Below are 26771 nucleotides of genomic sequence, written 5' to 3'. Positions count from 1 at the left end.
GAGGAAAAGCCATGGATTTTCTTGACGCCTTTTCCCATCTGGACTGGCCGCTGGTGCTGCACCTGACCTGGCAGCACATCACCCTGGTGGGCATCGCCGTGACCCTGGCGATTGTGGTCGGCGTGCCGCTGGGCATTTTCATGACCCGCTTCCCGGCGCTTGCCGGCCCTCTGCAAGCCAGCGCCACGGTGCTGTTGACGATCCCGTCAATCGCGCTGTTCGGCCTACTCTTGCCGTTCTACTCCAAGTTCGGCCAGGGCTTGGGCCCGATGCCGGCAATCACCGCGGTGTTCCTCTATTCCCTGCTGCCGATCATGCGTAACACCTACCTGGCCCTGACCGGCGTCGAACCGGGCATCCGTGAAGCCGCCCGCGGCATCGGCATGACCTTCGGCCAGCGCCTGCGCATGGTCGAGTTGCCCATCGCCGTGCCGGTGATCCTCGCCGGCGTACGCACTGCCGTGGTCATGAACATCGGTGTCATGACCATCGCCGCCACCATCGGTGCCGGTGGCCTGGGCGTGCTCATCCTCGCTTCCATCAGCCGCAGCGACATGTCGATGCTGATCGTCGGCGCCGTGCTGGTCAGTCTCCTGGCCATCTTCGCCGACCTGCTTCTGCAATGGCTGCAACGTACGCTGACCCCCAAAGGATTACTGAAATGATCGAACTTCAAAACCTCAGCAAAACCTTCAAGAGCAACGGCAAGGACGTCAAGGCCGTGGACTCGGTGAACCTGATCGTCAACGAAGGCGAGATCTGCGTGTTCCTCGGGCCGTCGGGCTGTGGCAAAAGCACCACGCTGAAGATGATCAACCGCTTGATCCCGCCCACCTCGGGCAAGGTATTGATCAACGGCGAGGACACCACCGGCCTCGACGAAGTGACCCTGCGTCGCAACATCGGCTACGTGATCCAGCAGATCGGCCTGTTCCCGAACATGACCATCGAGGAAAACATCACCGTGGTCCCGCGCCTGCTCGGCTGGGACAAGCAGAAGTGCCACGACCGCGCCCGCGAACTGATGAGCATGATCAAGCTCGAACCCAAGCAGTACCTGCATCGCTACCCGCGCGAATTGTCCGGTGGCCAGCAACAGCGGATCGGCGTGATCCGCGCCCTGGCGGCCGATGCGCCGTTGCTGCTGATGGACGAGCCCTTCGGCGCGGTCGACCCGATCAACCGCGAGATGATCCAGAACGAGTTCTTCGAGATGCAGCGGGCGTTGAACAAGACCGTGATCATGGTCAGCCACGACATCGACGAGGCCATCAAGCTGGGGGACAAGATTGCAATCTTCCGCGCCGGCAAGCTGATCCAGTGCGATCACCCGGACACGTTGCTGGCGCACCCGGCCGATGAGTTCGTCAGCAACTTCGTTGGCCAGGACAGCACGCTCAAGCGCCTGTTGCTGGTCAAGGCCGAAGACGCCGCCGACAACGCCCCGTCGGTCAGCCCCGAAACGCCGGTAAGTGAAGCGTTGGAGTTGATGGACGAACATGACCGTCGCTACGTGGTGGTCACCTGTGCCGAGAACAAGGCCCTGGGCTATGTCCGCCGTCGCGACCTGCATCGCCAGACCGGCACCTGCAGCCAATACCTGCGGGAATTCAACGCCACCGCAGCCTATGACGAACACCTGCGGATCCTGTTGTCGCGCATGTACGAATTCAACCGCTCGTGGCTGCCGGTGATGGATGCCGAGCGGGTGTTCCTTGGCGAAGTGACTCAGGAATCGATTGCCGAGTACCTGAGCTCCGGCAAGTCCCGTGGGGGCAAGACCAGTATTGTCTCGCCGGCCGAGACCGCGTCCGCCTGACCAGGCACGACTGCTCTTTGTGGCGAGGGAGCTTGCTCCCGCTGGGTCGCGCAGCGGCCCTAAAAAGCGATGGGCGCTTCGCACCCAAGCGGGAGCAAGCTCCCTCGCCACAAGAGCGGGCGCTGCATCCAGAGGGCAGCGAAACAGATCAAAGGGAACATCAACCTGTCACACCGGTCGGTTACATCATGAGCTGTCGCGCGCCGCACGACGGATGTGTGCAAAAACGCGACATTTTTAGTTGATCTCAGGCCCCTCACGCCCTAAAGTTCGCGCCGAACGTCCATGCTGGAAACGATCCATCCGGCTCAAGTACTGACGACGAGACAGCAAGGCCAAGGGAATCATGTATCCCATGGCCTTTTTTGCTTTCGGCGACATGCCTTGGGAAGTAGGCGAACCAAAGTGGGGATACGGAGGACGTTCACGAGGGCTGCTTGCCCTCACACCCATTGATCCTGATGTTTGCCAGTAGGAGTCCCAAGTATGTCGATCCAGGTCGAAGATTATTTCGCGCGCGAAACTTTCGAGAAAATGAAAGCGTTCGCCGACAAGCAGGAAACCCCGTTCGTGGTGATCGACACCGCGATGATCTCCAAGGCCTATGACGACCTGCGCGCCGGTTTCGACTTCGCCAAGGTCTATTACGCCGTCAAGGCCAACCCGGCGGTGGAAATCATCGACCTGCTCAAGGGAAAGGGCTCGAACTTCGACATCGCCTCGATCTATGAGCTGGATAAAGTCATGAGCCGTGGCGTCGGCCCGGAGCAGATCAGCTACGGCAACACCATCAAGAAATCCCGCGACATCCGCTACTTCTACGAGAAGGGCGTGCGCCTGTACGCCACCGACTCCGAAGCCGACCTGCGCAACATCGCCAAGGCCGCGCCGGGCTCGAAAGTCTATGTACGGATCCTCACCGAAGGCTCGACTACCGCTGACTGGCCGTTGTCGCGCAAGTTCGGCTGCCAGACCGACATGGCCATGGACCTGCTGATCCTGGCCCGCGACCTGGGCCTGGTGCCGTACGGCATTTCGTTCCACGTCGGCTCGCAACAGCGCGACATCAGCGTCTGGGACGCGGCCATCGCCAAGGTCAAGGTGATCTTCGAGCGCCTGAAGGAAGAAGACGGCATCGTCCTGCAATTGATCAACATGGGTGGCGGTTTTCCTGCCAACTACATCACCCGCACCAACAGCCTGGAAACCTACGCCGAGGAAATAATCCGTTTCCTCAAGGAAGACTTCGGCGATGACCTGCCGGAAATCATCCTGGAACCGGGCCGTTCGCTGATCGCCAACGCCGGTATCCTGGTCAGCGAAGTGGTGCTGGTGGCGCGCAAGTCCCGTACCGCCGTCGAGCGTTGGGTGTACACGGATGTGGGCAAGTTCTCCGGCCTGATCGAAACCATGGACGAAGCCATCAAGTTCCCGATCTGGACCGAGAAGAAAGGCGAGATGGAAGAAGTGGTCATCGCCGGCCCTACCTGCGACAGCGCCGACATCATGTACGAAAACTACAAGTACGGTTTGCCGTTGAACCTGGCCATCGGTGATCGCCTGTATTGGTTGTCGACCGGGGCCTATACCACCAGCTACAGCGCGGTGGAGTTCAATGGGTTTCCGCCGTTGAAGTCGTTTTACGTGTAACCCCCGACAGCCAAAGAGAAGGTCCATGCAATCATGGACCTTTTTTTTATTTTCGTAGCCAGGTTTCAAAATCCTTTAACTCAGTCAAACAATGGTCGAGCGTCGTTATCGCCGTATCCAATTTCAAATTCAGCTCTCCCAAGGTGCGCGAGGGAATCGCTCGGTCGAGTTCCTCCACTACGCTCTGCATCCGCTGGAACAGCGCTTGGGCCAGCAAGCTCATGTGTGAATTCAAATTGACGAAAGCACTGGACAAGGATGCGATATCAGCCTTGTATTCCGCAGCCCTGACCGAGGCATCCCGGGAGGAATAAACAATATCCCAGGGCGGTGTGGTATCGACCTCTTGGAACAATGCCTGCGCTAGCGTCGGTTGAGCATGACAATGGCAGGACCGATGATCCATGGCGCTGGTAAACACCGCGTTCACACCAAACGACTCATCGTTCAGCTCGGTGAACTTGTACACCAGCTGTCTGATTGAGCTCCTGGCGGTAATGAAGCGAACGTAAAACTCATGGACCAAGTCCCCGATGTTCTTTGGTGGCCTTATCGTCCAGCGCTCGGTACGGGAAAAACTGAACTGTCGAAAATCCAGGTCGGCGAGGAGCTGCCGTCTTGAGGTCTGGGCCGTGATATCCAGCGCCTCCTGGGTGAACAATCTCAGCTCCTCCGTATCGGCGCCGCAGGACACCCTAATGTCATTAACGTCTTGCTCCAATGCCAAAAGATACTTCGCATGGAAGTACGCATTGTTCAAACGTGTATCCGCAGCCAATGTAGCAGGCTGATGACCGGCTATGCGACGTCGCTCCAAGACGACCGGAAACTTGTCAAAGACCGAGCGCAGCGTATCGAGAAAATAGATGCGGCGATCTAGAGTCCTGCGCTGAGTCTCGGTAAAACTACTTTTTAATGAGTTCATGATATGCCTTGATGATGGCGGCCTCTCGGGCCGCCACCGTTAATATGAATACATCGATCAGCTCACGCCGGCTCCATGTCGACTCTTATTGCTGATATAGGGGGCGCAGATATCGAAGGATACCGGGAATAACGGCGCGCGCATTGCTGACATGATCCTCGACAGGCAGCGTTTCTTCTCGCTCGAAGACGCTTGAGAATATTTCGAAGGCAGCAACTACATTGGAAAATTCCTTAATGTAATCCCAGCGGACACCGTCCAAGCCATCCATACTCTCGACCAAGTCTATTTTTCCTTGAGCCGCGGAAATCTCCCGACTGCTGTTTTCTACTTGCACCCTCAGCTCACTCGCCCTCTCGGTAAGAGTGTTGTACCCGGCAACCATATTGAGATAGGAGAGAGTTTCACCCAAACCAGCGATCGCTTTTTTCAGAATTTTCATAGCCTCCACTGCAATTTGCAGTTGAGGAGGCGTCAAGGCCATCTCCATCAGGCGCTCAGCTGTCAACTGGGCCTCCTGACCAATTCTCTCGATGCCACTTCTCCCGAGCAAATCAATCGCATCGGACACTTCCTTCATCCGTACGACTAATTCAGCACGTTTAGCTTCAGCTCGATTTTTTTGTTCTTCTGCAAATTCCCGATCCTTCTCCAACGCAATCACCCACTGCTTTGATGCGTCCCTGTCGTAGCGCACGCTGAGATTAAGTTGAATCTCTTTCAGCTCAATGGCTTGCTCGCTTATTTTACGAAATACCTCACGAAGACTCTTCTCCATGTCCGCCCGGATTTCCTGCTTAAGGCCGTCCGTGTCTGCATCTTCAAACTCCTCTTGATAGTCTTTGAGAGCCTCGTCTGCAGCTTCCAGGGCAATTTTTGCCGTCTGTGTGCTGACGCGTAGAGCGTACGTCTTACCATTGATAGCGGTCGCCAGCTTAATCATCCTATCCACCACGTCTGGCAAATAATCATGCCGATCAGCAAGGTGCTGCGTCTGCGTCCTGAAGCGTTGAACGTCTGAATTATAACCAACCATCGCCGTAATATTTACACTCGGATAGTCCAAGTCGTCCGATATCGAATACATTTCCGTCATCCTTCCTTTGATAAAATTATCGGCATCAATTTCCCGTTGAGCCTCTTCAAAAATTGCGTTCAGGGCCTTGGAAGCAAGGCTAATATCTTGCCTCCAAGGCCTGACCACTGCTTTTAGAGTATTGTTGAATGACCTCAGGGTCGGCGCATCTCGCACCTTATCGACTTGGTTAAGAGAATCTTCGATGTATTGGCTAAGCGCACTCCAGACCAACATCAGGTTCTGCGTCGCTGCTTCAGCCTCAATCGTGACACTGCTTAGATTTTGAAGATCACCTCGTACTCGATTCAAAGAACTGAGCGTCTGATTTTTACTGCCAAGTTTCTGAATAGCACCATCTTGAGCATCCTTGAGCTCGTTACGCCGCTTGCGTAATTTTTCTGCCTGCACGCCTTGGTAGATACCTAAGATCAGTCCACCGATATTCAGGGTCGCTGCAGCGACGATAGCCTCCTTAACCATATCGGCGTATTGTTTATTGAGTTCATCAATCTCATCGGCACGCTGGTCGATTTCTTCTTGTATGTCTTGGACCTGCTTCTCATAAGTGTTCTCACTGACTGCTTTCAGGCGCACTTTTATTTTAGGCAAAACCAATTCCCGCATGTCGGTTCCGAAACTGTCCAACGCCGACCGTACAGCTTGCGCCCGCGCCTGTCGGGATCTAACCCCAATGAGTATCTGGTTAAGATAGTACTCTATATCCTGAGTATCACCCGACGACAGTTCCACCCGCGGCAGATGGGGAAGGTCAAGTTGGAGCCTAAGATAATCTTCAACCGTATTGATATCATGCTCTTCCAAGTACCCTGAAGACTTATGTTCGCGATAGACTTCATCAAGCGAGTCACCGTACTGAATGATGACATTAGCAAAACCTTCCAACTCAGCTCCTGTCAGCTGAATTTGTTCACGCAGCGGCGACCAACGCCGGGCATGATCATACGTAGCGGTGAACGTGTCCAAAAAATCCATGGCCCGCAATCCTGGACCGCCTGTATCTCCAGCCCCGTAATTCAAGTAAGCCACCACATCATTTATTCGATAAGGAAGCGACAACCCCAGCACTTCATACTTCCTCAGGCTGATGATCTGCTCCTTGGTCAGTTGAATTCCCGGTTCCCTGTTGTACTGGCCATCCTCACCCAGAGACGCTTCAACAAACACTTTTGGCGCGTCGACGGCCGCCTCGACAACCTCATCTTCCAATTTGAATCCCATCATAGACTTCCTGTCATTAAGTTAATCATTATTTATTACATCAATTACCACAGCGAGCAAGAAGACTCTAGGGCATTGCTGCGACACCTCACAACACCTCAAGTATTAACAAACAAAACACCCAGACACGCCAAAGAGCAAATCATCTGACTCGACTTATTAAAATTCTAAAACCGGAAACCGCCTGCTTTTATCGCCGCAAAATTTCTCAGCGAAAAAAGACAGACGGCAGGTCGAGTTACGGTAATTGTGACCGCCGGTCAACTGAGCGATCAACGCCGATAGGCACAGGCCATGGTGCGTAGTTCAGCATGATTCGCACTGCGCAGCGCTTTGCTGGGCACCAACTTTCACTTCTAAGCCAGCCCCGATTCCTGTGGCGAGGGAGCTTGCTCCCGCTGGGCCGCAAAGCGCCCCCCTTCTTGGGTGACGACTGCTGCGCAGCCGAGCGGGAGCAAGCTCCCTCGCCACAGGGAAAGCGGTAGGCAAAAAAACCGCTCGCGCAAATGTACCGGGACTTTTTGGTGTGTTTATGAATGGTTCTCGATAACACACGGCATAATGCACGCCGTGATGAATGTAACGAATGAACAAGGCGGGCGACATGTTGAAGAAATCCCTGTTCCAGTTGCACTGGTTCTTCGGCATCAGTGCCGGGCTGGTCCTGGCGTTGATGGGCGTTACCGGTGCGGTGGTGTCGTTCCAGGACGAGATCCTGCGGGCGCTGAACCCTCAGGTTTTGACGGTTGAGAAGCAACCGGCTGGCGTGCTGCCGCCCGCCGAACTGGTGGAACAAATTGAAGCCGCGACCGGCAAGACCGTCGCCATGCTCTGGGTCGAGACCGACAGCGGCAACGCCGCGCGGGCGATTTTCACGGCCCCGCCCGGAGAGAAACGCGGGCCGATTCGCTACTTCAATCCCTACAACGCGCAGTTCATGGGCGAAGTGGTGGGCCAGGACTTCTTCGGCCTGATGCTCAGGCTGCACCGGGTCCTGACTCTGGACGACATCGGCCGGCAGATCACTGGCGCCTGTACCCTGATCCTGGTGTTCTTCTGCCTGTCCGGGCTGTACCTGCGCTGGCCGCGCCAGTGGAAAAACTGGCGCGCCTGGCTGACCCTCGATTGGGCGAAGAAGGGCCGCAGCTTCAACTGGGACCTGCATTCGGTTGCGGGCACCTGGTGCTTGGTCTTTTATCTATTGGCCGCACTGACCGGGCTGACCTGGTCCTACGAGTGGTACAACAAAGGCGTGACCCGCCTGCTCTCCGACTCGCCCAACGAAGAGCGCGTGCGCACCCGTGGTCCCGCACCGAGCGGCCCGGCGCCGATCGCCGATTATCGGGCGATGTGGAGCAGCATCTACAGCGCCGCCGGTCCCGGCCTGTCCGCGTATAACGTGCGCATGCCGCCGGTGGCGGGTGAACCGGCGACAGTGTTCTATCTGCTGAAGAACTCACCCCACGACCGGGCGCTGAACCAGATCATGCTCGACCCGGCCACCGGTGTGATCAGCCGTCACAGCCGCTACAGCGATAAAAGCTTCAAGGCGCAACTGCTGACCAGCATCTATGCGCTGCATGTCGGCAGCTATTTCGGCCTGGTTGGACGGATTCTGGTGACCGTCGCCGCCCTGGCCATGCCGCTGTTTTTCATCACCGGCTGGTTGCTGTACCTGGACCGTCGGCGCAAAAAACGCCAGGTCCGGCAGGCTCGCCAAGCGCTCGCCAGCCCTCCCGGCGATGCCCCGGCGTGGCTGATCGGCTTCGCCAGCCAGAGCGGTTTCGCCGAACAACTGGCCTGGCAGACTGCCGGCCAACTGCAGGCCGCCGGGTTGCCGGTAAAGGTCCGGCCGCTGGCCGGCGTCAGCGAGCAGGACCTGAGCACTTCCACCCGTGCCTTGTTCGTGGTCAGTACGTTTGGCGACGGCGAGGGCCCCGACAGCGCTCGCGGCTTCGAGCGCAAGGTGCTGGGCCGCGCCCTGAGCCTGGAAAGCCTGCAGTACTCGGTGCTGGGCCTGGGCGACCGGCAATATGAAAACTTCTGCGGCTTCGCTCGGCGCCTGCACGCCTGGCTGGCGGAACACGGCGGCAAGACGTTGTTCGCGCCGGTGGAAGTCGACAGCGGCGACCCTTACGCCTTGCGTCATTGGCAACAGCAACTGGCCGAATTGACCGGCCAGGCCCCGGCGAATACCTGGCAGCCACCGAGCTTCGAGAACTGGACGCTGAGCCAACGCACCCTGCTCAATCCCGACAGCAGCGGTTCGGGCGTCTACCTGCTGGGCCTCACCGCCCCCAGCCCGAGCAGTTGGCTGGCCGGCGACTTGGTGGAAGTCCTGCCACGCAACGAGCCGTGGGCCATCGAACATTTCCTCGATGGCCTGGGCATCGCCGGGCTCGCTCGGGTGCAGGTCGATGGTTTGCAGCAGACGCTCGAACAAGCCCTCGCGACGCGCCAACTGCCGGAAAATCGCACCCATCTGGTGGGCTTGCACGCCCAAGCCCTGGTGGACGCGTTGGCGCCTCTCGGCATGCGCGAATACTCCATCGCATCGATCCCGGCCGACGGTGTACTGGAGCTGATCGTGCGCCAGGAACGCCATGGCGATGGCAGCCTGGGCGTCGGCTCCGGCTGGCTCACCGAACATGCACCGTTGGGCAGCGCCATCAGTCTGCGGGTGCGGCGCAACAGCAGCTTCCATTTGCCGCCCCAAGGCGTGCCGATGATTCTGCTGGGCAACGGCACCGGCCTGGCCGGCCTGCGCAGCTTGCTCAAGGCCCGCGTCGACGAAGGCATGCAGCGCAACTGGCTGTTGTTTGGCGAGCGCAACCGCGAGCACGATTTCCACTGCCGCGATGAGCTGCAGGAATGGGTAACCTCCGGCGATCTGGAACGCCTTGACCTGGCGTTCTCACGGGATCAGGAACGGAAAATCTACGTCCAGGACCGCCTGCTGGAATCGGCGGCGCTGCTCAAGCAATGGCTGGCCGACGGCGCGGTGATCTACGTGTGCGGCAGCCTGAAAGGAATGGCCTCGGGGGTCGATCATGTGCTCAACCTGGTGCTGGGGCGCGAGGAAGTGGAACGGCTGATCGAGCAGGGTCGGTATCGGCGGGACGTCTACTGACGTGGTTTACTGATCGCTCCCACGCGCCCGTGGGAACGATCCGTGCACTCAAACCGGCTGCAACTTTTTCTCGAACACCGCCGTCCCTTCCAGATCCCGCAAGACCACGCTCATCTCCCCGCTCTGCCCGTCGATGTTCACCTCGCCGAAAAACTGATACCCCGCAAACGGCGAAGTGTTCTGGGCCGGCGGAGCTTTCTGGAAGACCACTTCAGGGCCGAAGGTCTTGTCCAAGGCGTTAGGCCCGAAACTGCCGGCATTCAGCGGCCCCGCGACAAACTCCCAGAACGGTTCGAAATCCTGGAACGCGGCATGTTCGGGGTGGTAGTGATGGGCGGCGCAATAATGGACATCGGCCGTGAGCCAGACGTAATTGCGCAGCTGATGTTTGCGCAAGTAGCCGAGCAACTCGGCAATTTCCACCTCGCGCCCCTGGGCAGCGCCCGGGTCACCGTTGGCGACCGCTTCCCAGCGCGGCACGCCAGGGCTGACCTCGCCATCCGGCACGCCGAGGCCGATGGGCATGTCGGCGGCGATGACTTTCCACTGCGCCCGGGATTGCTTCAGTTCACGCTTGAGCCAATCCAGTTGCTCACGGCCGAGGAAAGGTTTGGCCGCGCCGAGATTGGCATCATTGGCTTCACGGTAGCTGCGCATGTCCAGTACAAATACATCCAGCATCGGCCCATAACCGAGCTTGCGGTAGATACGTGCTGCGCCATCGCCTTTTTGCAAGCGCATCGGCGCGTATTCCAGCCACGCTTGCCGCGCACGACCTACCAGGCTGTGGATATCCTTTGTCTGGTAGCGCTCGTCCAGTTGCTTGCCGGGCGACCAGTTATTGACCACCTCGTGATCGTCCCACTGCCAGATCTGCGGCACTTCGGCGTTGAAGCGGCGCACGTTTTCGTCCATCAGGTTGTAGCGGTAGTTGCCGCGATACTCGTCCAGCGTCTCGGCCACCTTGCTCTTGGCCTCGGTGGTGAGGTTGCGCCAGATACGCCCGTCCTCGGCGGTAAGCTGCGCAGGCACCGGGCCGTCGGCGTAGATGGTGTCGCCGCTGTGGATAAAAAAATCTGGCAGGCGCAGGCGCATGGCTTCGTAGATGCGCATGCCGCCAATGTCCGGGTTGATGCCGAAGCCCTGGCCGACGGTATCGCCGCTCCAGACAAAACGGATGTTGCGCTTGAGCTGCGGCACGCTGCGCAGATGACCGAGCCAGGGCTCGCTGGCCACGCCGCTTTGGGCGTCTTCGAAATGTACCCGATAGAAAATCGCCTGGTCGGGCGGCAGGCCGGTGAGTTCGACCCGGGCGGTGAAATCGCTGCGGCCGTCAGCCAACGGCGAGACAAAGCGTCGAGGATTGGAAAACTGGCTACGGGTGTCCCATTCCACCACCATCCGCGAGGGACGATCACTGCGACTCCAGATCATCGCCCGGTCGCCCTGCAAGTCGCCGGACTGCACGCCGTCGGTGAGTAATGGTCGATCCTTGACCGACGCTATCACCGCCGGCGCCAATCCGGGCAACAACAACCCCGCGCCCGCGGCTTGCATCACTCGGCGACGGCCCAGGTCGAATTCGCTCATGAAGTTTCTCCCAAATGGAAAAACTTAAGCATGGCTGTGTGAATCGGATGTGACAGAGGTGAGAAGAGGCGGGAGCGGCTTGCCCGCCCGCCCCCACGCGGATGGTTGGTTCAGGCCTTGGCCGGCTCCATCGCCATCTCTACCATTTCCGGCCGCTTGAGCAGCGCGTACGCCACCGCCGTCACCAGACTGCCCGCGACGATCGCCAGCAAGTACAGCAACGCATGGTTGATGGCGTTGGGGATCAGCATCACGAACAACCCGCCGTGGGGCGCCATGAGCTTGCAGCCGAAATACATCGACAGCGCACCGGTCAACGCGCCACCGGCGATGCTGGCCGGGATCACTCGCAACGGATCCTTGGCGGCGAACGGAATCGCCCCTTCGGAAATGAAGCACAGCCCCAACACCAACGCCGCTTTACCAGCCTCGCGCTCGGTCTTGGCGAACTTGCGGCGGGCGATGAACGTGGCGATGCCCAGGCCAATTGGCGGCACCATGCCGGCGGCCATGGTCGCGGCCATCGGTGCGTAACTTTGCGACGCCAGCAACCCCACCGAAAACGCATAGGCAGCCTTGTTGATCGGCCCGCCAAGGTCGACGCACATCATCGCCCCCAGCAGCACGCCCAAGAGGATCGCGTTGGTGGTGCCCATGCTGTCGAGGAAGTGGGTCAGGCCTTCAAGCATGCCCGCCACCGGTTTGCCGACGATGTAAATCATCACCAGGCCGGTGAACAGGCTCGCCAGCAACGGAATGATCAGGATCGGCTTGAGCGCTTCCAGGCTCTGGGGCAGGCGCGCGTAGCGGTTGATCGCCTTGGCCGCATAACCAGCCAGGAAGCCGGCGATGATCCCGCCAATGAAGCCAGCGCCGAGGGTGCTTGCGAGCATCCCGCCGATCATCCCTGGCGCCAGGCCCGGCCGGTCGGCAATGGAATAGGCAATGTAGCCCGCCAGCAGCGGCACCATCAGTTTGAACGCGGTGTCGCCGCCGATCTGCATCAGCGCCGCCGCGAGGGTGCCTGGTTCCTTGAAGGCCTCGATGCCGAACACGAACGACAAGGCGATCATCAAGCCACCGGCCACCACCATCGGCAGCATGAACGACACGCCGGTTAGCAGATGCTTGTAGACACCGCTTTTTTCCGCCTTCGCCGGCCCCCCGGACGCGCCACTCGCAGCGGTTTCCTGTTGGGCTTCGGCCAAGGCTTTTTGCAACGTGGCTTCGGCCTGTTTCAAGGCGATGCCGGTGCCGCAGCGGTAGATTCTCTTGCCGGCGAAGCGCTCGGTGGCGACTTCGATATCGGTGGCCAGCAGCACCACGTCAGCCTCGGCAATCGCCTGGGAGCTGAGGGGATTGCGCGCACCCACCGAGCCTTGGGTTTCCACTTGCAGGTCGTAGCCCAATCGGGCGGCGGCCTGCTGCAAGGCTTCGGCGGCCATGAAAGTGTGAGCAACGCCGGTCGGGCAAGCGGTGATCGCCACCAGGCGTGGGGCGCGCTCCGTCGACGCCAGCGGTTCCTCGGCGAGCAAGTCGGCTTCGGCCAGCACCCGGGCCTCTTCGGCGCCGCGCCGTAGCACCGCATCAACGTCTTGCAAAGCCACGGCCGGGGTGCTGCGGAACACGCGCTTGCCGACGAACCGCGACAAGTCCACCGGGCCGCTGGCGACCAGCAACACCCACTCGGCCGCTTCAAGCGTGGCGGCTGACAATTGACGCTCCGGATGGGCGGCGTCATGGACTTCGACGCTGGTGCTCCAGCCGTGGCGCTGGGCCGCCGCATCCAGCAGGCGGGCGCACAACACACTGGTAACCATGCCGTTCGGGCAGGCCGTCACAATGGCTAATTTCATCTTGCGAACCCTCTTATTGTTCTGTCAGGGGGCGCACGCGCACGCCCTGTTCAAGCGACGCCAGCAACGCGGTGTCGTGGATGCCAAAACCGATCTGGGTGACCGCCATGGCGGCGATGGCCGTGGCAGTGCGCAGGGTCTGCTCCGGGGTGTCGGCGCTGAGCAATCCATGCAGCATTCCGGCGAGCAACGAATCCCCGGCGCCCACGGTGCTGGCGACGCTGACCTTGGGCGGCGAGGCGTGCAGCGCCGCGCCGACACTGAACCAGTTGACCCCGTCAGCGCCGTGGGAAATCACCACGTGCTCGATGCCCTGGGCATGCAGCCGCTCGGCCGCTTGGGCTTGAGCCAACTCCGTGACCACCTCGCAGCCCAGCGCATCGGCCAGCTCCTCGGTGTTCGGCTTGATCAGCCAAGGCCCAGCCGCCAAGGCCACGCGCAAGGCCTCGCCACTGGTGTCGAGGGCCACATTCAGGCCGAGTCGTTTCAAGCGCGTAATCAGCGCCTGCAACCATTGCGGGCTGACGCCACGGGGCAAGCTGCCCGCCACGACCACCACATCGTGGCCGGGGGCGATTTGCTCCAGTCGCGTCAACAACGCTTGCTGCGCGGCTTCATCGACCACCGGCCCCGGGCCGTTGAGATCGGTGATGCGCCCGTCCCGCTCGGCCAGCTTGATGTTGCTGCGGGTTTCGCCGGGGACGCGGATAAAGGCATCGACAAAGCCCCGCTGGGCGAACAGCGTCTCGAACACCTGGGCGTTGTCCTGGCCGAGAAAGCCGCTGACCGTCAGGGTGTGGCCGAGATCGGCCAACACCTGGGCCACGTTCACACCCTTGCCGGCGGCGTGGGCGTGCATGGCGTCGCTGCGGTTGACCTGGCCCGGTTCCAGGCGCGCCAACTCCACCGTGAGGTCGAGCGCCGGGTTGAGGGTCAGGGTAAGAATCTTCGCCATTACAGCGCCTCCACTAATGCGCGCACGTCATCGGCGCTGCCCACGGCTAATGCCTCTTGGGCCAGGGTTTGTACTTGCGCCAGGCTCAGCTCGCGAACCCGCGCCTTCACCTCGGCAATGCTGCGGGCCGAAACGCTCAGTTCGTCCACGCCCAGGCCCACCAGCACCGGCACCGCCAGCGGGTCCGCGGCCAGCTCGCCGCATACGCCCACCCATTTGCCGTGGGCATGGGCGGCCCGCACGGTGATGTCGATCAATTGCAGCACCGCCGGATGCAAGCCATCGGCCTGGGCCGACAAGGTCGGGTGACCGCGGTCGATCGCCAGCGTGTACTGGGTCAGGTCGTTGGTGCCGACACTGAAGAAATCGACTTCCTTGGCAAGCACCGGCGCCAGCAGCGCGGCGGACGGCACTTCGATCATGATCCCCAGTTGCAAGTCCGCCACGGGAATTTCCAGGCGCAGGCGCTCGGTCATGTCCCGGGCCTGGCGCCATTCATCGACGCTGCCGACCATGGGGAACATGATCCGCAGCGGACGGTTGTCCGCCGAACGCAGCAACGCGCGCAACTGCGCTTCCATGATGTGCGGGCGCTGCAAGGTCAGGCGAATGCCGCGCACGCCGAGGAAGGGGTTTTCTTCTTTCGCGATGGGCCAGTACGGCAGCGGCTTGTCACCGCCCACGTCGAGGGTACGTACCACCAGCGGCCGACCGGCGAGGCCGTCGAGCACCTTGCGGTATTCGGCTTCCTGGGTCGCTTCGTCCGGGGCCTCGTTGTGGGCCATGAAAATCAGTTCGGTGCGCAACAGGCCAATGCCTTCGGCGCCCTGCTCCACCGCGCTGGTGACGCCGGCGCTTTCGCCGATGTTGGCAAACACCTCCACCGCGTGACCGTCACGGGTCACCGCCGGCTGATGCCGCTGCTCGGCGGCGACCTTGAGGCGCTGCTCGCGGGTGTCGCGTTCTTCCTTGGCCCGCTGCAACGTGGCGGCATTCGGGTCGACGTGCAGGCGACCGCGCTGACCGTCCAGCAGCAAGGAGGTGCCCGGCGCCAGCAACAACACCGCGGCCCCAGCGCCCACCAGCGCCGGGATGCCCAACGCACGGGCGACAATCGCGCTATGGGCAGTGGCGCCGCCACGGGCGGTGAGAATCCCCGCCACGCGGGCCGGGTCCAGGCGAGCCACATCGGACGGGCCGACCTCGTCCATCACCAGGATGTAGGGTTGTTCGGGTTCCGGCGGCGTCTCGAGTCCGCACAGTTGCGCCAGAACACGACGGCCAACGTCGCGCAAATCGGCCGCACGCTCGGCAAGCAACGCATCCTGCAAGGCTTCCTGCTCTTTCGCCGCGGCTTCGATCACGCCCATCCACGCCGCTTGCGCGCTCTCACCGAGCTTCAAGCGGGTGTCGACTTCGTCGGTCAGTTCCGGGTCGTCGAGCATTTCCTGGTGAGTGATGAAGATCTCGCGGATGGCCTTGGCCTTCGCGCGTTCGATCAAGCCTTCGATGTCGCGGCGAACCTGGCTCAAGGCTTTTTGCAGCCGTTCGCGCTCGATGGCCGGTGACTCGCCGCGCAGCGGGTAGTCGATGTCTTGCAACACTTGGATATGAGCCGGGCCGATGGCGATACCCGGTGCGGCGGCGACAGCCTGGATCAAGCTCCCGGGTTCCGGCGCGAGCATCACGCTGGCGATTTCAGCCATGGGCGTCTCTCGCGGCGCGCTCGGAGGCGGCAGCGGCTCGACCTCTTCACCCAGGCCTTCTTCGATGGCTGCCAGCAGCGCCGGCAACGCATCGGCGGCAATGCTCGGCTCGGCGATGAATTCCAGGACCTGGCCGCGACGGGCGCCCAGACTCAGCAATTTGCTCAGGCTCTTGGCCGACACGGCGCTGTCCTGGCCGTCGACGATGCGCACACGGATCTCGCCTTCGAAGCTTTTCGCCAACTGCGCGAGAATTTTCGCCGGACGCGCGTGCAACCCGTGGGCATTGGCCAGGCCGATGCGTGCGCTGGGCCAGTCGGCGGGCAACTCGCCGCCGAGCACTTCCAGGACCTTGCGGCTGCTGGTGGCACGGCCCAGTTCATGGCCACGACCTTCGATCAGCAAAGCGCAGAGTCTTTCCAGCAAGGCCTGGTGGGCCTCGCCGAGGCTGGCCAGGCAGAACAATCCACTCAGGGGCTGGCCGAGGTAGCGGATCGGTTTGTCCGGCGTGACGAAGGCCAGGCCCGGACGCTTGACGGTCTGTTCGCTGTGCAACCACCACAGGCCGTCGCCCAATGGCAGCGCCTCGACCTGCTGCAACACACCGGCAAAACCGTTGCTCACGCAATCGGCCTGGCGCAACAGGCGAGCGCCACGCCACACCAGTTCTTCGAAATCGTCGGCCGACACGCCAAGACCGATCATTTGCGCGTCCAGCGCCAGTTCCTGCGGCGCACCTTGCAAGAGCTTCAACAAGGCTTCGGCGGAGCCGGCGCGGCGCAAAGCCTGGCCCAGGTCGGTCTCGCCGAGGGCGCGGGTCAACAGTTGCAGCAGGCGCAGGTGTTCATCGGATTTGGCCGCAATGCCAATGGCCAGGTAAACGATCTGACCGTCACCCCAATCCACGCCCTCGGGAAATTGCAGCAAGCGCACGCCAGTCGAATACACCAGGTCGCGGGTTTGCGGGGTACCGTGGGGGATTGCAATACCTTGGCCAAGAAAGGTCGAGCCCTGGGCCTCGCGGGCCTGCAACCCGGCAAGATAGCCCTCGGCTACCAAGCCATCGGCCACCAGTTTGTCAGCGAGCAATTGCAGCGCGGCGTCTTTATCCACAGCCACCTGGGCCATGGATATCTGCTCTAGAGTGAGCTCGAGCATGCTTTCTCCTTTTTGGCGTCCGGTGGGCGCCAGGTATTGTTTTGAATGAATCAGCTTAGCGTTGCAGGACAGCTTTTGGCGGTATCGCGGCAGTGCGGCCAAAAATCCTGAGAGCCTTGAAAATACGCTTGCTGAAACGTTTAATCTAGAAAGATTGGCACGTTACTCGATAATCTCTCATCCTTGAAGTGCAACTTGTCGAAACGGCTCGCAGGATGACCATCGCCGGGAATCGGGTAGGATGAGCCTTCATTGTCGGGACACACTCGAAAAAACAAGGAAAAACCGGGTTGAAACTCAGTGATATCGCCCAGCTTGCCGGTGTGTCCGTGACCACCGCCAGCTACGTCATCAACGGCAAGGCCGAACAGCAACGCATCAGCAACGCGACCGTCGAACGGGTGCGGGCGGTGGTCGAGGAACACGGCTTCACGCCCAACCCCCAGGCCGCCGGGCTGCGCAGCCGGCATACCCGCACCTTGGGTTTCATCCTGCCGGACCTGGAAAACCCCAGTTACGCGCGCATCGCCAAGCTGTTGGAACAAGGCGCCCGCGCCCGAGGCTATCAGCTCTTGATCGCCAGCTCCGACGACGCGCCCGACAGCGAGCGACAACTGTTGCAGCTGTTCCGCGCACGGCGCTGCGATGCGTTGATCGTCGCCAGTTGCCTGCCCGCCGAAGACGACAGTTATCGCCAGTTGCAGGCCAAGGGCATCCCTATCATCGCCATCGACCGGGTGATGGAACCCACGCATTTCTGCTCGGTAATCAGCGATGACCGCCAGGCCAGCCTGCAACTGACCCGCAGCCTGCTGGAGACCCACCCACAGCAGATCGCGTTGATCAGCGCACGTCCCGAACTGAGCGTCAGCCAGGAGCGGACCGCCGGTTTTCGCGAGGCGCTTGCCGGGTTCGACGGCCAGGTGCTGATCGAGCATGGCGAGTCCTTCAGTCGGGAATGCGGCCGACAGCTTATGGACGAAATGCTCGCGCGCCTGGGACATTTGCCCGACGCGTTGATCACCACCTCCTACGTGCTGCTCCAAGGAGTGTTCGACGCCCTGCATGACTTCCCGCTCAAGTCGCGGCCGCTGCGCCTGGGCACGTTTGGTGACACGCAACTGTTGGATTTCCTGCCGCTGCCGGTCAACGCCATGTCCCAACAACACCAACTGATCGCTGAAAAAGCCCTGGCGCTGGCGCTGGCAGCTATCGAAAACAATGACTATCAGCCCGGTGTACAGGCGATTGCCCGTACATTCAAGCAGCGTATCCACCAAGGCTGAAGGCTCCCGCGGATCGAAGCATGGAACTGATCGACACTCACACTCACCTGGACTTCCCCGATTTCGATGCGGATCGTCCGGCGCTGCTGGCCGAAAGCCGCGCCTCGGGTGTCCGGCAAATGGTGGTGCTGGGGGTGTATCGGGACAACTGGCAGCGGGTCTGGGACCTGGTGCAAAGCGACTCGGACTTGTACGCCGCGCTGGGCCTGCATCCGGTTTACCTTGACCAGCATCGCCACGAGGATTTAGCCCTGTTACGCCAGTGGCTGAGCCGCCTGGTCGGGCATCGGCAGTTGTGTGCGGTGGGGGAAATCGGCTTGGACTATTACGTCCAAACCCTGGACCGTGATCGCCAGCAAGCACTGTTCGAAGCGCAACTGGAACTGGCCGTGGAGTTTCAACTGCCGGCGCTGATCCATGTGCGCCGCAGTCACGCCGCCGTGATCGCCACGCTTAAACGTATCTGTCCCGAGCGGGCCGGCATCATCCACGCTTTCGCCGGCAGCTTCGAAGAGGCTCGCGAGTACATCAAGCTCGGTTTCAAGCTCGGTCTCGGCGGCGCCGCCACCTGGCCCCAGGCCCTGCGCATGCACCGGGTGCTGCCAAGGCTGCCGCTCGAAGCGGTGGTGCTGGAAACCGACTCACCAGACATGGCGCCGGCGATGTTCCCCGGCCAGCGCAACAGCCCGGCGCATTTGCCAGCGATTTGCGAGGCGCTGGCGGGGATCATGAATATCAGCCCTGAGCGACTGGCCGAGGCCAGCACGGCTAACGCCTGCCAACTGTTCAACTGGTAGACGCGCTACCTAGGTTTCACACCCGAAACGCATTGATCAACTGCTTGAGCTGCACCACCTGGGCGGACAGTTCGCGGCTGGCGTCTTCAGTCTGGTGCGCGCCCTCGGCGGTGCGTTCGCCGGCGCGGTTGATTTCGACGATGTTCTGGTCGATGTCGTGGGCCACGGCTGTTTGCTGTTCCACGGCAGCGGCGATCTGCTGGTTCTGGTCGACGATCATGCCGACCGCGCCGAGGATATTTTCCAACGCCTGCTGGACCTTTTCCGACTGACTGACGGTGCCGCTGGCCATCTCGTGACTGGTGCCCATCGCTTTTACCGCTGCGCCCACGCCACCGTGAAGACGGCTGATCATTGCTTCGATTTCTTCGGTCGATTGCTGGGTCCGCTTGGCCAGGGTTCGCACTTCATCGGCCACCACTGCGAAGCCGCGCCCTTGCTCTCCGGCCCGGGCCGCTTCGATAGCGGCGTTGAGCGCCAACAGGTTGGTCTGCTCGGCAATGCTTTTGATCACGTCCAGCACACGGCTGATGGCCTGGCTGTCGGTCGCCAGCTGATTGATGACCTGCACCGACTGATCGATCTCATTGGCCAACCGGGCGATGCTGCCTTGCTGGGACTCCACCAGGCCGCGCCCGCTGAGGGTTTCGTCGTTGACGCTGTGAGCGCTGCTGACCGCCGCGGCGGCGCTGCGGGCAACTTCCTGGGCGGTGGCAGACATCTGGTTCATCGCCGTGGCGACCAGCTCGATCTGGCTGCGCTGCCCGGCAACGGCCTGATTGCTCTGGGCCGACACCGCTTCCACCTGCCCGGCCTGACGTTCAACCTCGGCAACGGTGCGGCCGACTTGTTCGATCAGGTCATGGATCTTCGCCACCGTGCCGTTGAACACTTCACCCAGCTCGCCCAGTTCGTCTTTGCTGCGGGCCACGAAGTTGACCGTCATGTCGCCGGCTGCGACCTTGTCCATCATCGCACCCAGATGTTTGAGGGTGGTGCGCGTCGAGGCGTAGAAGCCGGCATACAGATAAAAAATCGATAGGAAGACGGCCGCCAATGCCGCGGCTTGCAGCACCATGTGGCTGCGGTTCTGCTCCAGGCGATGCTGCAACTGCACATCGAGAAAGCCCAGCGTTGCTTCATTCAACCGATAGGTCTGTTCCATCAAGCCGCTGACCTGCTCAAAAAAAGCCGGCCAAGGCGCATCCAGCGTGTCCGCCATCACCACCTGTTCTTCGATCAGTTCGGCGGCCTGTTTGAGCGTGCTTTTGCTGCCGCCGGCCTGATCGACCAGCGTCTGCCGAGCCGCCTGGCTGGAGCCCAGGGCATCCTGCAGTTTCAGGTCATATTCGCCCTGGAGTTTTTCGATCTGCACCAGCAACTCGTCGAACCGGGTGCTCGACGCCGAATTGAGAAAACCCTGCCCCAAGGACGAAGCACCCAACGCGCGACCTTCACCCAGAATTTGAGTGACCTTGGGCGTTACGCCGATAATCAGATCGCTGAGCTGGCGAATGTCGCCCTGGTTGTCCCTGCTCAAGCCCGCCTGACTGGCGATGATCTGGCCAAACATCTGCGCGTTATTGAGCAATTTATTTCGGCCTGCTGGACCTTGAAGGCAGCGATCATTTCGTCGCGCTTGGCATCGAAGGCGCTGACGTGCTCTGGCTCCACGGCCATGGCGTTCATGCTTTGCAGGCGCGAGAGCACCTGTTGCTCAAGGGCGGTGATTTTCGCTTCCACGTCGCCGGCCTTGCCCGACTGGCCCAAGCTGGCGTTGATTTGCACCAGGTTGTTCAGCGTCTCCAGGTCTCGACGCAAGGTCAGGCTGCTGCCCAGCAGGTCGAGGCTTTGCAGCTCCACTTGCGTGCCCTGAAACTCCCGATAGGAGTCGCGCACCAGAAAGAAGTTGGTCACCAGCATCGGCAGCAGGAACAGCACGCTGATCAAGCTGAACTTCATGCCGAAGCTCAGGCGATTCATCAGGGCAACGGCGGGCCAGAGCAAACTCTTCACAAGGAAGTCTCCCGGTAGCTTTTTATTTTTATGGGGCACGCACGCAGAAGCAGCAGAAAGCCACTACGCGGGCGCTGCGTCTGTATAGCTTAAATCGCCAGGGAGATTTGTAACTTAAGGTTAACGAGAGGGCTGAAAGCGGTCTGTTGTGGCGAGGGATTTATCCCCTCGCCACGGAAAACAGGCTCGTCTACGCCAACACCGTCCACAACGCAAAGCCGGCATACCAGAGCACCGCAGCGCGCAGCAACAGTTCCCAGAGCCGATCCAGGCTGTTGATGCCGTCCGGGCCGGCGACTGGTTTCGGAATCTCGCCCGCCACCAGTCCAACCTTGTCGATAAGGTCGGCGGCGCTGATGTTCCAGTTGAGCAATTCGTGCAGCATGACGCGGCTGACCGCCACGAAGTTGCCCACCAGGGCGAAACTCGCCGCCAGCAACCGGACCGGCACCCAGTCGAAGGCATGGCGCAGTTGCGCCGCCCGCTCGGCCACCCCGGGGTTGTGGCTGTGGTCGGCGGCCAGCGCCAGCAATCGATAGCTCAGCGCAGCCACGGGGCCGAGCAGGAAGTACCAGAAAATGACCGCGAAAAAACTCTGGTAAGCCTCCCACAGCAAATGACCTTGGACCCGTTCCAGCAACTGCTCGCCGTCGTCGGCGTCGATGCCCAGGTCTCGCTTGGCGACATGAGTGGCCGCTTGCAGGTCTTCCCGACGCCAGGCATCGCGAAACGGACCCAGGTCAGCCAACAGGTCGCCGCGCCCCAGACTGTAGATCACCACCAACAGATGCACCGGCAATGCCAGCAACCCATAGGCCACCGGCTCCAACACCCATAGCAACAGTGCCAGCAGCGCCACTGGCAGGAGGACCATGACCACCAGCACCAACCAGGGCCGGTTGACCCAGCGAGGGCTCACCTCCAACTTGTTCAGCTCGCCCAGCCAGCCGCCATCACGCTGGACCCGCTGGCGCAAGGCCGAGAACTTCTCGATCCAGACCGCCAGCAGCAACACCAGAAAACTCATTGTCCTTCCCCTTCTATCAGGGCCGCGCGATAGCGCGCCCAGTCGAATGCCGGTCCCGGATCGGTCTTGCGCCCCGGAGCGATGTCGCTGTGCCCGCAGATTCGTGGCACGGTGATCGCCTTGAACGCCGCCTGCAACTGCCGGGTCAGATCCACCAGCGCGGCATACTGTGCGTCGGTAAATGGCAGATCATCGGTGCCTTCAAGTTCGATGCCAATGGAAAAATCGTTACACGTCTCTCGCCCTTCGAAGCATGAAACGCCCGCATGCCAGGCACGATCCAGGCAGGAGACAAATTGGCTGATGACGCCGTCACGTTCAATCAGGAAGTGCGCCGAGACGCGCAGCTCTGCGATACCGGCAAAATAGGGATGTTCCGTGACATCCAAGCGATTCTGGAAAAATTCCTGCACCTTGCCCGTCGCGAACTGTGCCGGCGGCAAGCTGATGTTGTGGATCACCAGCAGGGAGATTTCGCCCTCGGGGCGCGCATTGAAATTAGGCGATGGGCAATGACGCGCGCCATCGCACCAACCGCTTGCGGGGTCCAGCTGCATACAGGTTCCTTCGATGACGACAGTGAATGCCGCCAGTATGCCGCGATCGACCTCGGCTGCGCGATCACTTGCCGCGATTGAGCTGGCGCAGATTGCCCAGAACCGATTCCAGCGCCCGGTCGAACAGCAGGGTATCGTCCAACAGCCGCGCCGCTCCCCGGCGGAATTCCAAGGCCAGGCTAGTGCGGCTGTGCTCCAGGACCTTGAGGCCGGTGCGGTTGACGAAGACAAACTTGCCGGTAGCCTGGATGATCGCCGCAAGCTTGCAACGAAGGCTGTTGTCTTCGTCCTCTTGGAATTCGACCCAGCTCCCCAGGCGCAATTGGTCGACCTGGAGCAGGCCTACATCGTCGGCCGGCAGACGAACAGTCGTCTCCTCCATGGGCGTTTTCGGCGCAGTCCGCAGGACGATAGGCTCCGCCACCTCGACCATGACCGGCGAATCGGCCGGTTCAGCCTGCTCGGATGCCTGACCCATCCGCTGGAGGGCCTGGACGTGAAGCACTTCCAGCTCGCTGAAAAATTCGCTGGTGGCGAACGGATCGAACGCCGAGCGGCTCAAGCCCTCGCGCAAGGCCTTGAGCAATTCCGGCACCATCGCCAGCAAACGCAGGCCCGCGTCGGACTCTTCGTGGTGCTGGACACTCCAGACCAATTGTTCGAGCGTCAGCACGTCTGCCTTCCATTCAACTGAATGCTCGCCATGCTTGAAGCCGGTCAGCAGCAACACCTGGCTCCAGGCTTGCTGCACAAAGTCCACCACGGCCTGGGGCAAGAGCTTGCCCAGCATGACCTGGTTCAGCGCGCCTTCGACTCGCTGGCGCGCCAGTTCGGCCTTTGCCCGCCCTTCTTCAGCGTCTCGAATGCGTTGCTCCAACAACTCACAGCGACGACGCTCGTCGCTGGTGAACGCCAGGAACTCGGCCAGCACCTCGGAAAAAATCGCCGGGTCGTCGACAAAATCGTTCAACAAACGCTGCACCACTTGCTCGATGCGCAGATACAGGGCGTCACGCTGATGATCGTCGCAATCGCCCCAGCCCATCGCCGCCGCGGCGATTTCATTGAGCAGCCGGCGGGCCGGATGGTTACCACGACTGAAGAAACTCTTGTCCTGTACCGCGACCTTAAGCATCGGAATCTGCAGTCGGCCGATCAAGGCCTTGAGGATATCCGGCAAGTTATGGTCTTCGAGAATGAACTCGAACATCATCGCGATCAGATTGATCACGTCTTCGTCGGCGCCGTCAACGACCCGGGATCTGCCGCTCTTGACGCTGACCCGGGTCAGCAACTGTTCCAACTGGCTGCGCAGGTCGAATTCATCCTGGACCGTGGGCGACGGCACATATTGCTGCAGATGAGACAACAGTCGCAGCAGGTCTCGTGTCGAGATTGGCTGGGCCGGCGCGCTGGCCTCCAGGGTTGGCGCGACACTGCCGCGCACCTGGACCAGCAGCTTCTGCAACGCGGCGAACACTTCGTGCACGCTGTCATCGACGTCGTCGATCCTTGGCCTTGTCGCGCCAGCGGCCTTGGGTCGAGAGACCTCTTCGACGCGATCCGAGGCCCGACGCGACGGAGAGGCCTTGAGATCCGGCAAGATGCCCGTGGCAGCCAGCAACTGATTGGCTTCGGCGTAGAGCTGGTCGCATTCGCTAAGCACATAGCGTTCGAAGAGCTTGAGCAGGATCAACTTGACCTTGATCCCCACGCCCAGGTTGCGCCCGGCCTGAAGAAAATGCTCGCACAGCAATGCCGGGCTCAAGGGGTTCTGCTGGTTGGTCAACGGCCGGGCCAACAACGCACTGAGACGGGCGGTGAGTTGATCGAGCGAAACGCCATCGCGACTGAGCACCCGCGCGACCATGGTTTCGACCGCCAGGCGACGCTCCAGCTCGTCATGGTTTGGCTGGCTGGAGATTGCACCCAGCACGGGAGCCAGTGTCGCCTGGGTAAGGTCGTATTGGGCGAGGCTGACGAACGCCTCGAAAAACTGCTCGATGAATTCGCGCTCGATACTTTTGCGTTTGAGCCGCAAGTCGCGCATGGCCTCGAAATAGAGATTCTGCTCGACATCGTTGCGCGCCCGATCGGCCATTTCGAACAACGTGTCGTCGGCGTTATCGAACAACCCTTGCAAGCCAACGCGCAACTGTTGGGCCGCCTTGTCGCGAACCTGAAGCAGAATCACAGGCAGGCGGGCGAGCGGCGAACGAGTCGCCTGATCGCTAGGCACCTTGTGCAAAGGCACCACATTTCCGTCGTTATGCATCCTGGCCTCCTGAAACGGCATTCTTCGGTTCGCGACGTCAAAGTCATGACGTCAATCGAAAGGCGGATTATCGGGTAAAAGACATCAGTCACACCAGCGGCGCTCTGTGACCAAGCTCAAATAGATCGCAATAAGTGACCGGCAAAAGGGGGAAATGTTGCGCGGACGCGACCAAATACAAGCCAATCAGTCCCAAGTAGATATAATCGGGCCACTTTGTTTGTGGAGCCCGCTATGCCGAATCTACGTCTCGCCGACCTGACCGCCGAAATCGAAGCCAATGTGCGCCGCGCGTTGCTCGAAGACATCGGCAGTGGCGACATCACCGCGCAACTGATCCCCACCGAACGCCTGGCCAAGGCCACCATCATCACTCGAGATGCCGCGATCATCAGTGGCACGGCCTGGGTCGATGCGGTGTTTCGGCAACTGGACGCCCGCGTCGCGGTGCACTGGCAAGTCCGCGACGGCGACCGGGTGAACCCTGACGAGGCACTGTTCCACCTCGAGGGCCCGGCCCGTTCGTTGCTGACCGGTGAACGTAGCGCGCTGAATTTTTTGCAGCTGCTATCGGGCGTCGCCACTCGGGCCCGTTACCTGGCGGATTTCGTCGCCGACACACAGGTCAAGCTGCTCGATACCCGCAAAACGCTTCCAGGGCTGCGGCTGGCCCAGAAATATGCGGTCACCTGCGGTGGTTGCCATAACCACCGCATCGGCCTCTACGACGCCTTCCTGATCAAGGAAAATCATATCGCCGCCTGCGGTGGAATCGCGCAGGCCATCAACGCCGCCCACAAGATCGCGCCGGGCAAACCGGTCGAAATCGAAGTCGAAAGCCTGGCGGAACTGAAAGAGGCGCTGGCGGCCGGGGCCGACATCATCATGCTCGATGAACTGAGCCTGGACGATATGCGCGAAGCCGTGCGCCTGAACGGCGGCAAGGCGAAACTGGAAGCCAGCGGCGGGATCAACGAAAACACGTTGCGCCCGATTGCCGAGACCGGCGTGGACTACATCTCCATTGGCGCGATGACCAAGGACGTGAAAGCGGTGGATCTGTCGATGCGCTTGAGCCTCTGACAGGCTGAGGCCAGGCAATCAGAAACGAAGAGGGTCCGTGGCGAGGGAGCTTGCTCCCGCTGGGCCGGGCTGGCGCTCCAGCGCGAAGCGGCCCCCTCTTTTGGGGCTGCTGCGCAGCCCAGCGGGAGCAAGCTCCCGCGCCACAGTGTTACTCTTGCCGCGTTTTTTTCAGACCACCAGATTGTTCATCTCGCAGTACTCATCCCATTCCACACCCAGCACCTCGGCCGCTTCCTTGTGCAATGCAAGGCGCTGCAGCTCGAATTCTTCAGGTGTGCTGGTGTACTTGAGCGTCAGCTCCCAGGGTTGCAGTCCCTGGGCTTCGGCCTCGTCTTCGAATGCCCATTGGATCTGATCTTTCTGATCGTCGGCGGACAAGTCCTTGATCTCTTCCAGCAACTGGGGCGCATCCAGCACGTACTTCTTCAGCGCTGCTTCGTGCCTGGCTTCCTGGGTCAATTCTTTAACAGTCATGGCGTTCTCGTTGATCTGGGGAATGGAAGATGGATCTGGATCATCAAGGATCTCTCTGACGCAAAAAACCGTGTGAAGCCCGGTTTATCTGGCCTTCAGAACCATTCGGGGATCATCTGAAAACAAAGGTGTTTGCATTTTTGGGACAAG

The 26771-nt window shown here is 60.8% G+C and carries 17 protein-coding genes and 1 pseudogene; 7 read left to right on the top strand and 11 right to left on the bottom strand.

Annotation, left to right across the window (positions count from 1 at the left end; all coding sequences use genetic code 11):
• The first annotated feature begins 11 nt into the window (after positions 1-11).
• The 3 genes from HU762_RS18900 to HU762_RS18890 all read left to right on the top strand — a co-directional run bounded on the left by HU762_RS18900 (position 12) and on the right by HU762_RS18890 (position 3469).
• Positions 12-665, top strand: coding sequence for an ABC transporter permease (locus HU762_RS18900; RefSeq protein ID WP_186639568.1), 654 nt, complete (start codon positions 12-14; stop codon positions 663-665).
• Complete coding sequence (locus tag HU762_RS18895) at positions 662-1819, top strand: ABC transporter ATP-binding protein (RefSeq protein WP_186639566.1); 1158 nt, start codon at positions 662-664, stop codon at positions 1817-1819. Before HU762_RS18900 ends, HU762_RS18895 begins: the two co-directional genes overlap by 4 nt.
• Before the next feature lie 486 nt (positions 1820-2305).
• Entirely contained in the window at positions 2306-3469 is a 1164-nt protein-coding gene (locus HU762_RS18890) for a type III PLP-dependent enzyme (protein WP_186639564.1), read from the top strand.
• Positions 3470-3515: 46 nt separating this feature from the next.
• Here the strand turns inward: HU762_RS18890 and HU762_RS18885 are convergent, their stop codons facing one another.
• Together HU762_RS18885 and HU762_RS18880 are read right to left on the bottom strand one after the other, a co-directional pair.
• Positions 3516-4394, bottom strand: coding sequence for a hypothetical protein (locus HU762_RS18885; RefSeq protein WP_186639562.1), 879 nt, complete (start codon positions 4392-4394; stop codon positions 3516-3518).
• Positions 4395-4479: 85 nt separating this feature from the next.
• Complete coding sequence (locus HU762_RS18880; protein ID WP_186639560.1) at positions 4480-6714, bottom strand: alpha-xenorhabdolysin family binary toxin subunit A; 2235 nt, start codon at positions 6712-6714, stop codon at positions 4480-4482.
• A gap of 601 nt (positions 6715-7315) precedes the next feature.
• Between HU762_RS18880 and HU762_RS18875 the strand changes: the two genes are divergently transcribed.
• Positions 7316-9841: a sulfite reductase flavoprotein subunit alpha gene (locus HU762_RS18875; protein WP_186639558.1), complete on the top strand. Its 2526-nt coding sequence runs from the start codon at positions 7316-7318 to the stop codon at positions 9839-9841.
• A gap of 48 nt (positions 9842-9889) precedes the next feature.
• Here the strand turns inward: HU762_RS18875 and HU762_RS18870 are convergent, their stop codons facing one another.
• From HU762_RS18870 to ptsP, 4 genes are all read right to left on the bottom strand, one after another.
• The gene (locus tag HU762_RS18870) at positions 9890-11431 is read right to left on the bottom strand and encodes an alkaline phosphatase D family protein (RefSeq protein ID WP_186639556.1); all 1542 of its coding nucleotides are present in this window, start codon (positions 11429-11431) and stop codon (positions 9890-9892) included.
• A 110-nt stretch (positions 11432-11541) separates the two neighbouring features.
• Entirely contained in the window at positions 11542-13287 is a 1746-nt protein-coding gene (locus HU762_RS18865; protein WP_186639554.1) for a PTS fructose-like transporter subunit IIB, read from the bottom strand.
• A 13-nt stretch (positions 13288-13300) separates the two neighbouring features.
• Positions 13301-14242 carry a 1-phosphofructokinase gene (gene pfkB, locus HU762_RS18860; protein WP_186612154.1) on the bottom strand — a complete coding sequence of 314 codons (942 nt, stop codon included), beginning with the start codon at positions 14240-14242 and terminating at the stop codon, positions 13301-13303.
• Positions 14242-17106: a phosphoenolpyruvate--protein phosphotransferase gene (gene ptsP, locus HU762_RS18855; protein ID WP_186639552.1), complete on the bottom strand. Its 2865-nt coding sequence runs from the start codon at positions 17104-17106 to the stop codon at positions 14242-14244. Before ptsP ends, pfkB begins: the two co-directional genes overlap by 1 nt.
• 290 nt (positions 17107-17396) lie before the next feature.
• On the opposite strand from ptsP, the gene cra reads away from it, so the two are divergent.
• The gene (gene cra / locus HU762_RS18850) at positions 17397-18392 is read left to right on the top strand and encodes a catabolite repressor/activator (protein ID WP_186639550.1); all 996 of its coding nucleotides are present in this window, start codon (positions 17397-17399) and stop codon (positions 18390-18392) included.
• Between the two features lie 20 nt (positions 18393-18412).
• A complete protein-coding gene (locus HU762_RS18845) occupies positions 18413-19189 on the top strand; it encodes a TatD family hydrolase (RefSeq protein WP_186639548.1) in 777 nt (258 codons plus the stop codon).
• 16 nt (positions 19190-19205) lie between these two features.
• Here HU762_RS18845 and HU762_RS18840 read toward each other — a convergent pair.
• The 4 genes and pseudogenes from HU762_RS18840 to HU762_RS18825 all read right to left on the bottom strand — a co-directional run bounded on the left by HU762_RS18840 (position 19206) and on the right by HU762_RS18825 (position 25064).
• A pseudogene (locus HU762_RS18840) lies at positions 19206-21205 on the bottom strand (methyl-accepting chemotaxis protein).
• Between the two features lie 190 nt (positions 21206-21395).
• Positions 21396-22232, bottom strand: coding sequence for a regulatory signaling modulator protein AmpE (gene ampE / locus HU762_RS18835; protein ID WP_186639546.1), 837 nt, complete (start codon positions 22230-22232; stop codon positions 21396-21398).
• Positions 22229-22789 carry a 1,6-anhydro-N-acetylmuramyl-L-alanine amidase AmpD gene (gene ampD / locus HU762_RS18830; RefSeq protein WP_186639544.1) on the bottom strand — a complete coding sequence of 187 codons (561 nt, stop codon included), beginning with the start codon at positions 22787-22789 and terminating at the stop codon, positions 22229-22231. Before ampD ends, ampE begins: the two co-directional genes overlap by 4 nt.
• A gap of 64 nt (positions 22790-22853) precedes the next feature.
• A complete protein-coding gene (locus HU762_RS18825; protein WP_186639542.1) occupies positions 22854-25064 on the bottom strand; it encodes a DUF1631 domain-containing protein in 2211 nt (736 codons plus the stop codon).
• A 234-nt stretch (positions 25065-25298) separates the two neighbouring features.
• On the opposite strand from HU762_RS18825, the gene nadC reads away from it, so the two are divergent.
• Positions 25299-26147: a carboxylating nicotinate-nucleotide diphosphorylase gene (gene nadC / locus HU762_RS18820; RefSeq protein WP_186639540.1), complete on the top strand. Its 849-nt coding sequence runs from the start codon at positions 25299-25301 to the stop codon at positions 26145-26147.
• A gap of 168 nt (positions 26148-26315) precedes the next feature.
• Here nadC and HU762_RS18815 read toward each other — a convergent pair whose 3' ends face one another.
• On the bottom strand, positions 26316-26621 hold the full coding sequence (locus HU762_RS18815; RefSeq protein WP_186639538.1) for a DUF6388 family protein: 306 nt from the start codon (positions 26619-26621) through the stop codon (positions 26316-26318).
• Positions 26622-26771 lie beyond the last annotated feature (150 nt).

It is taken from the genome of Pseudomonas sp. SWRI92, assembly GCF_014268685.1.
Taxonomy (GTDB): domain Bacteria; phylum Pseudomonadota; class Gammaproteobacteria; order Pseudomonadales; family Pseudomonadaceae; genus Aquipseudomonas; species Aquipseudomonas marvdashtae.
This window is presented reverse-complemented; position numbering and strand designations above follow the sequence as displayed.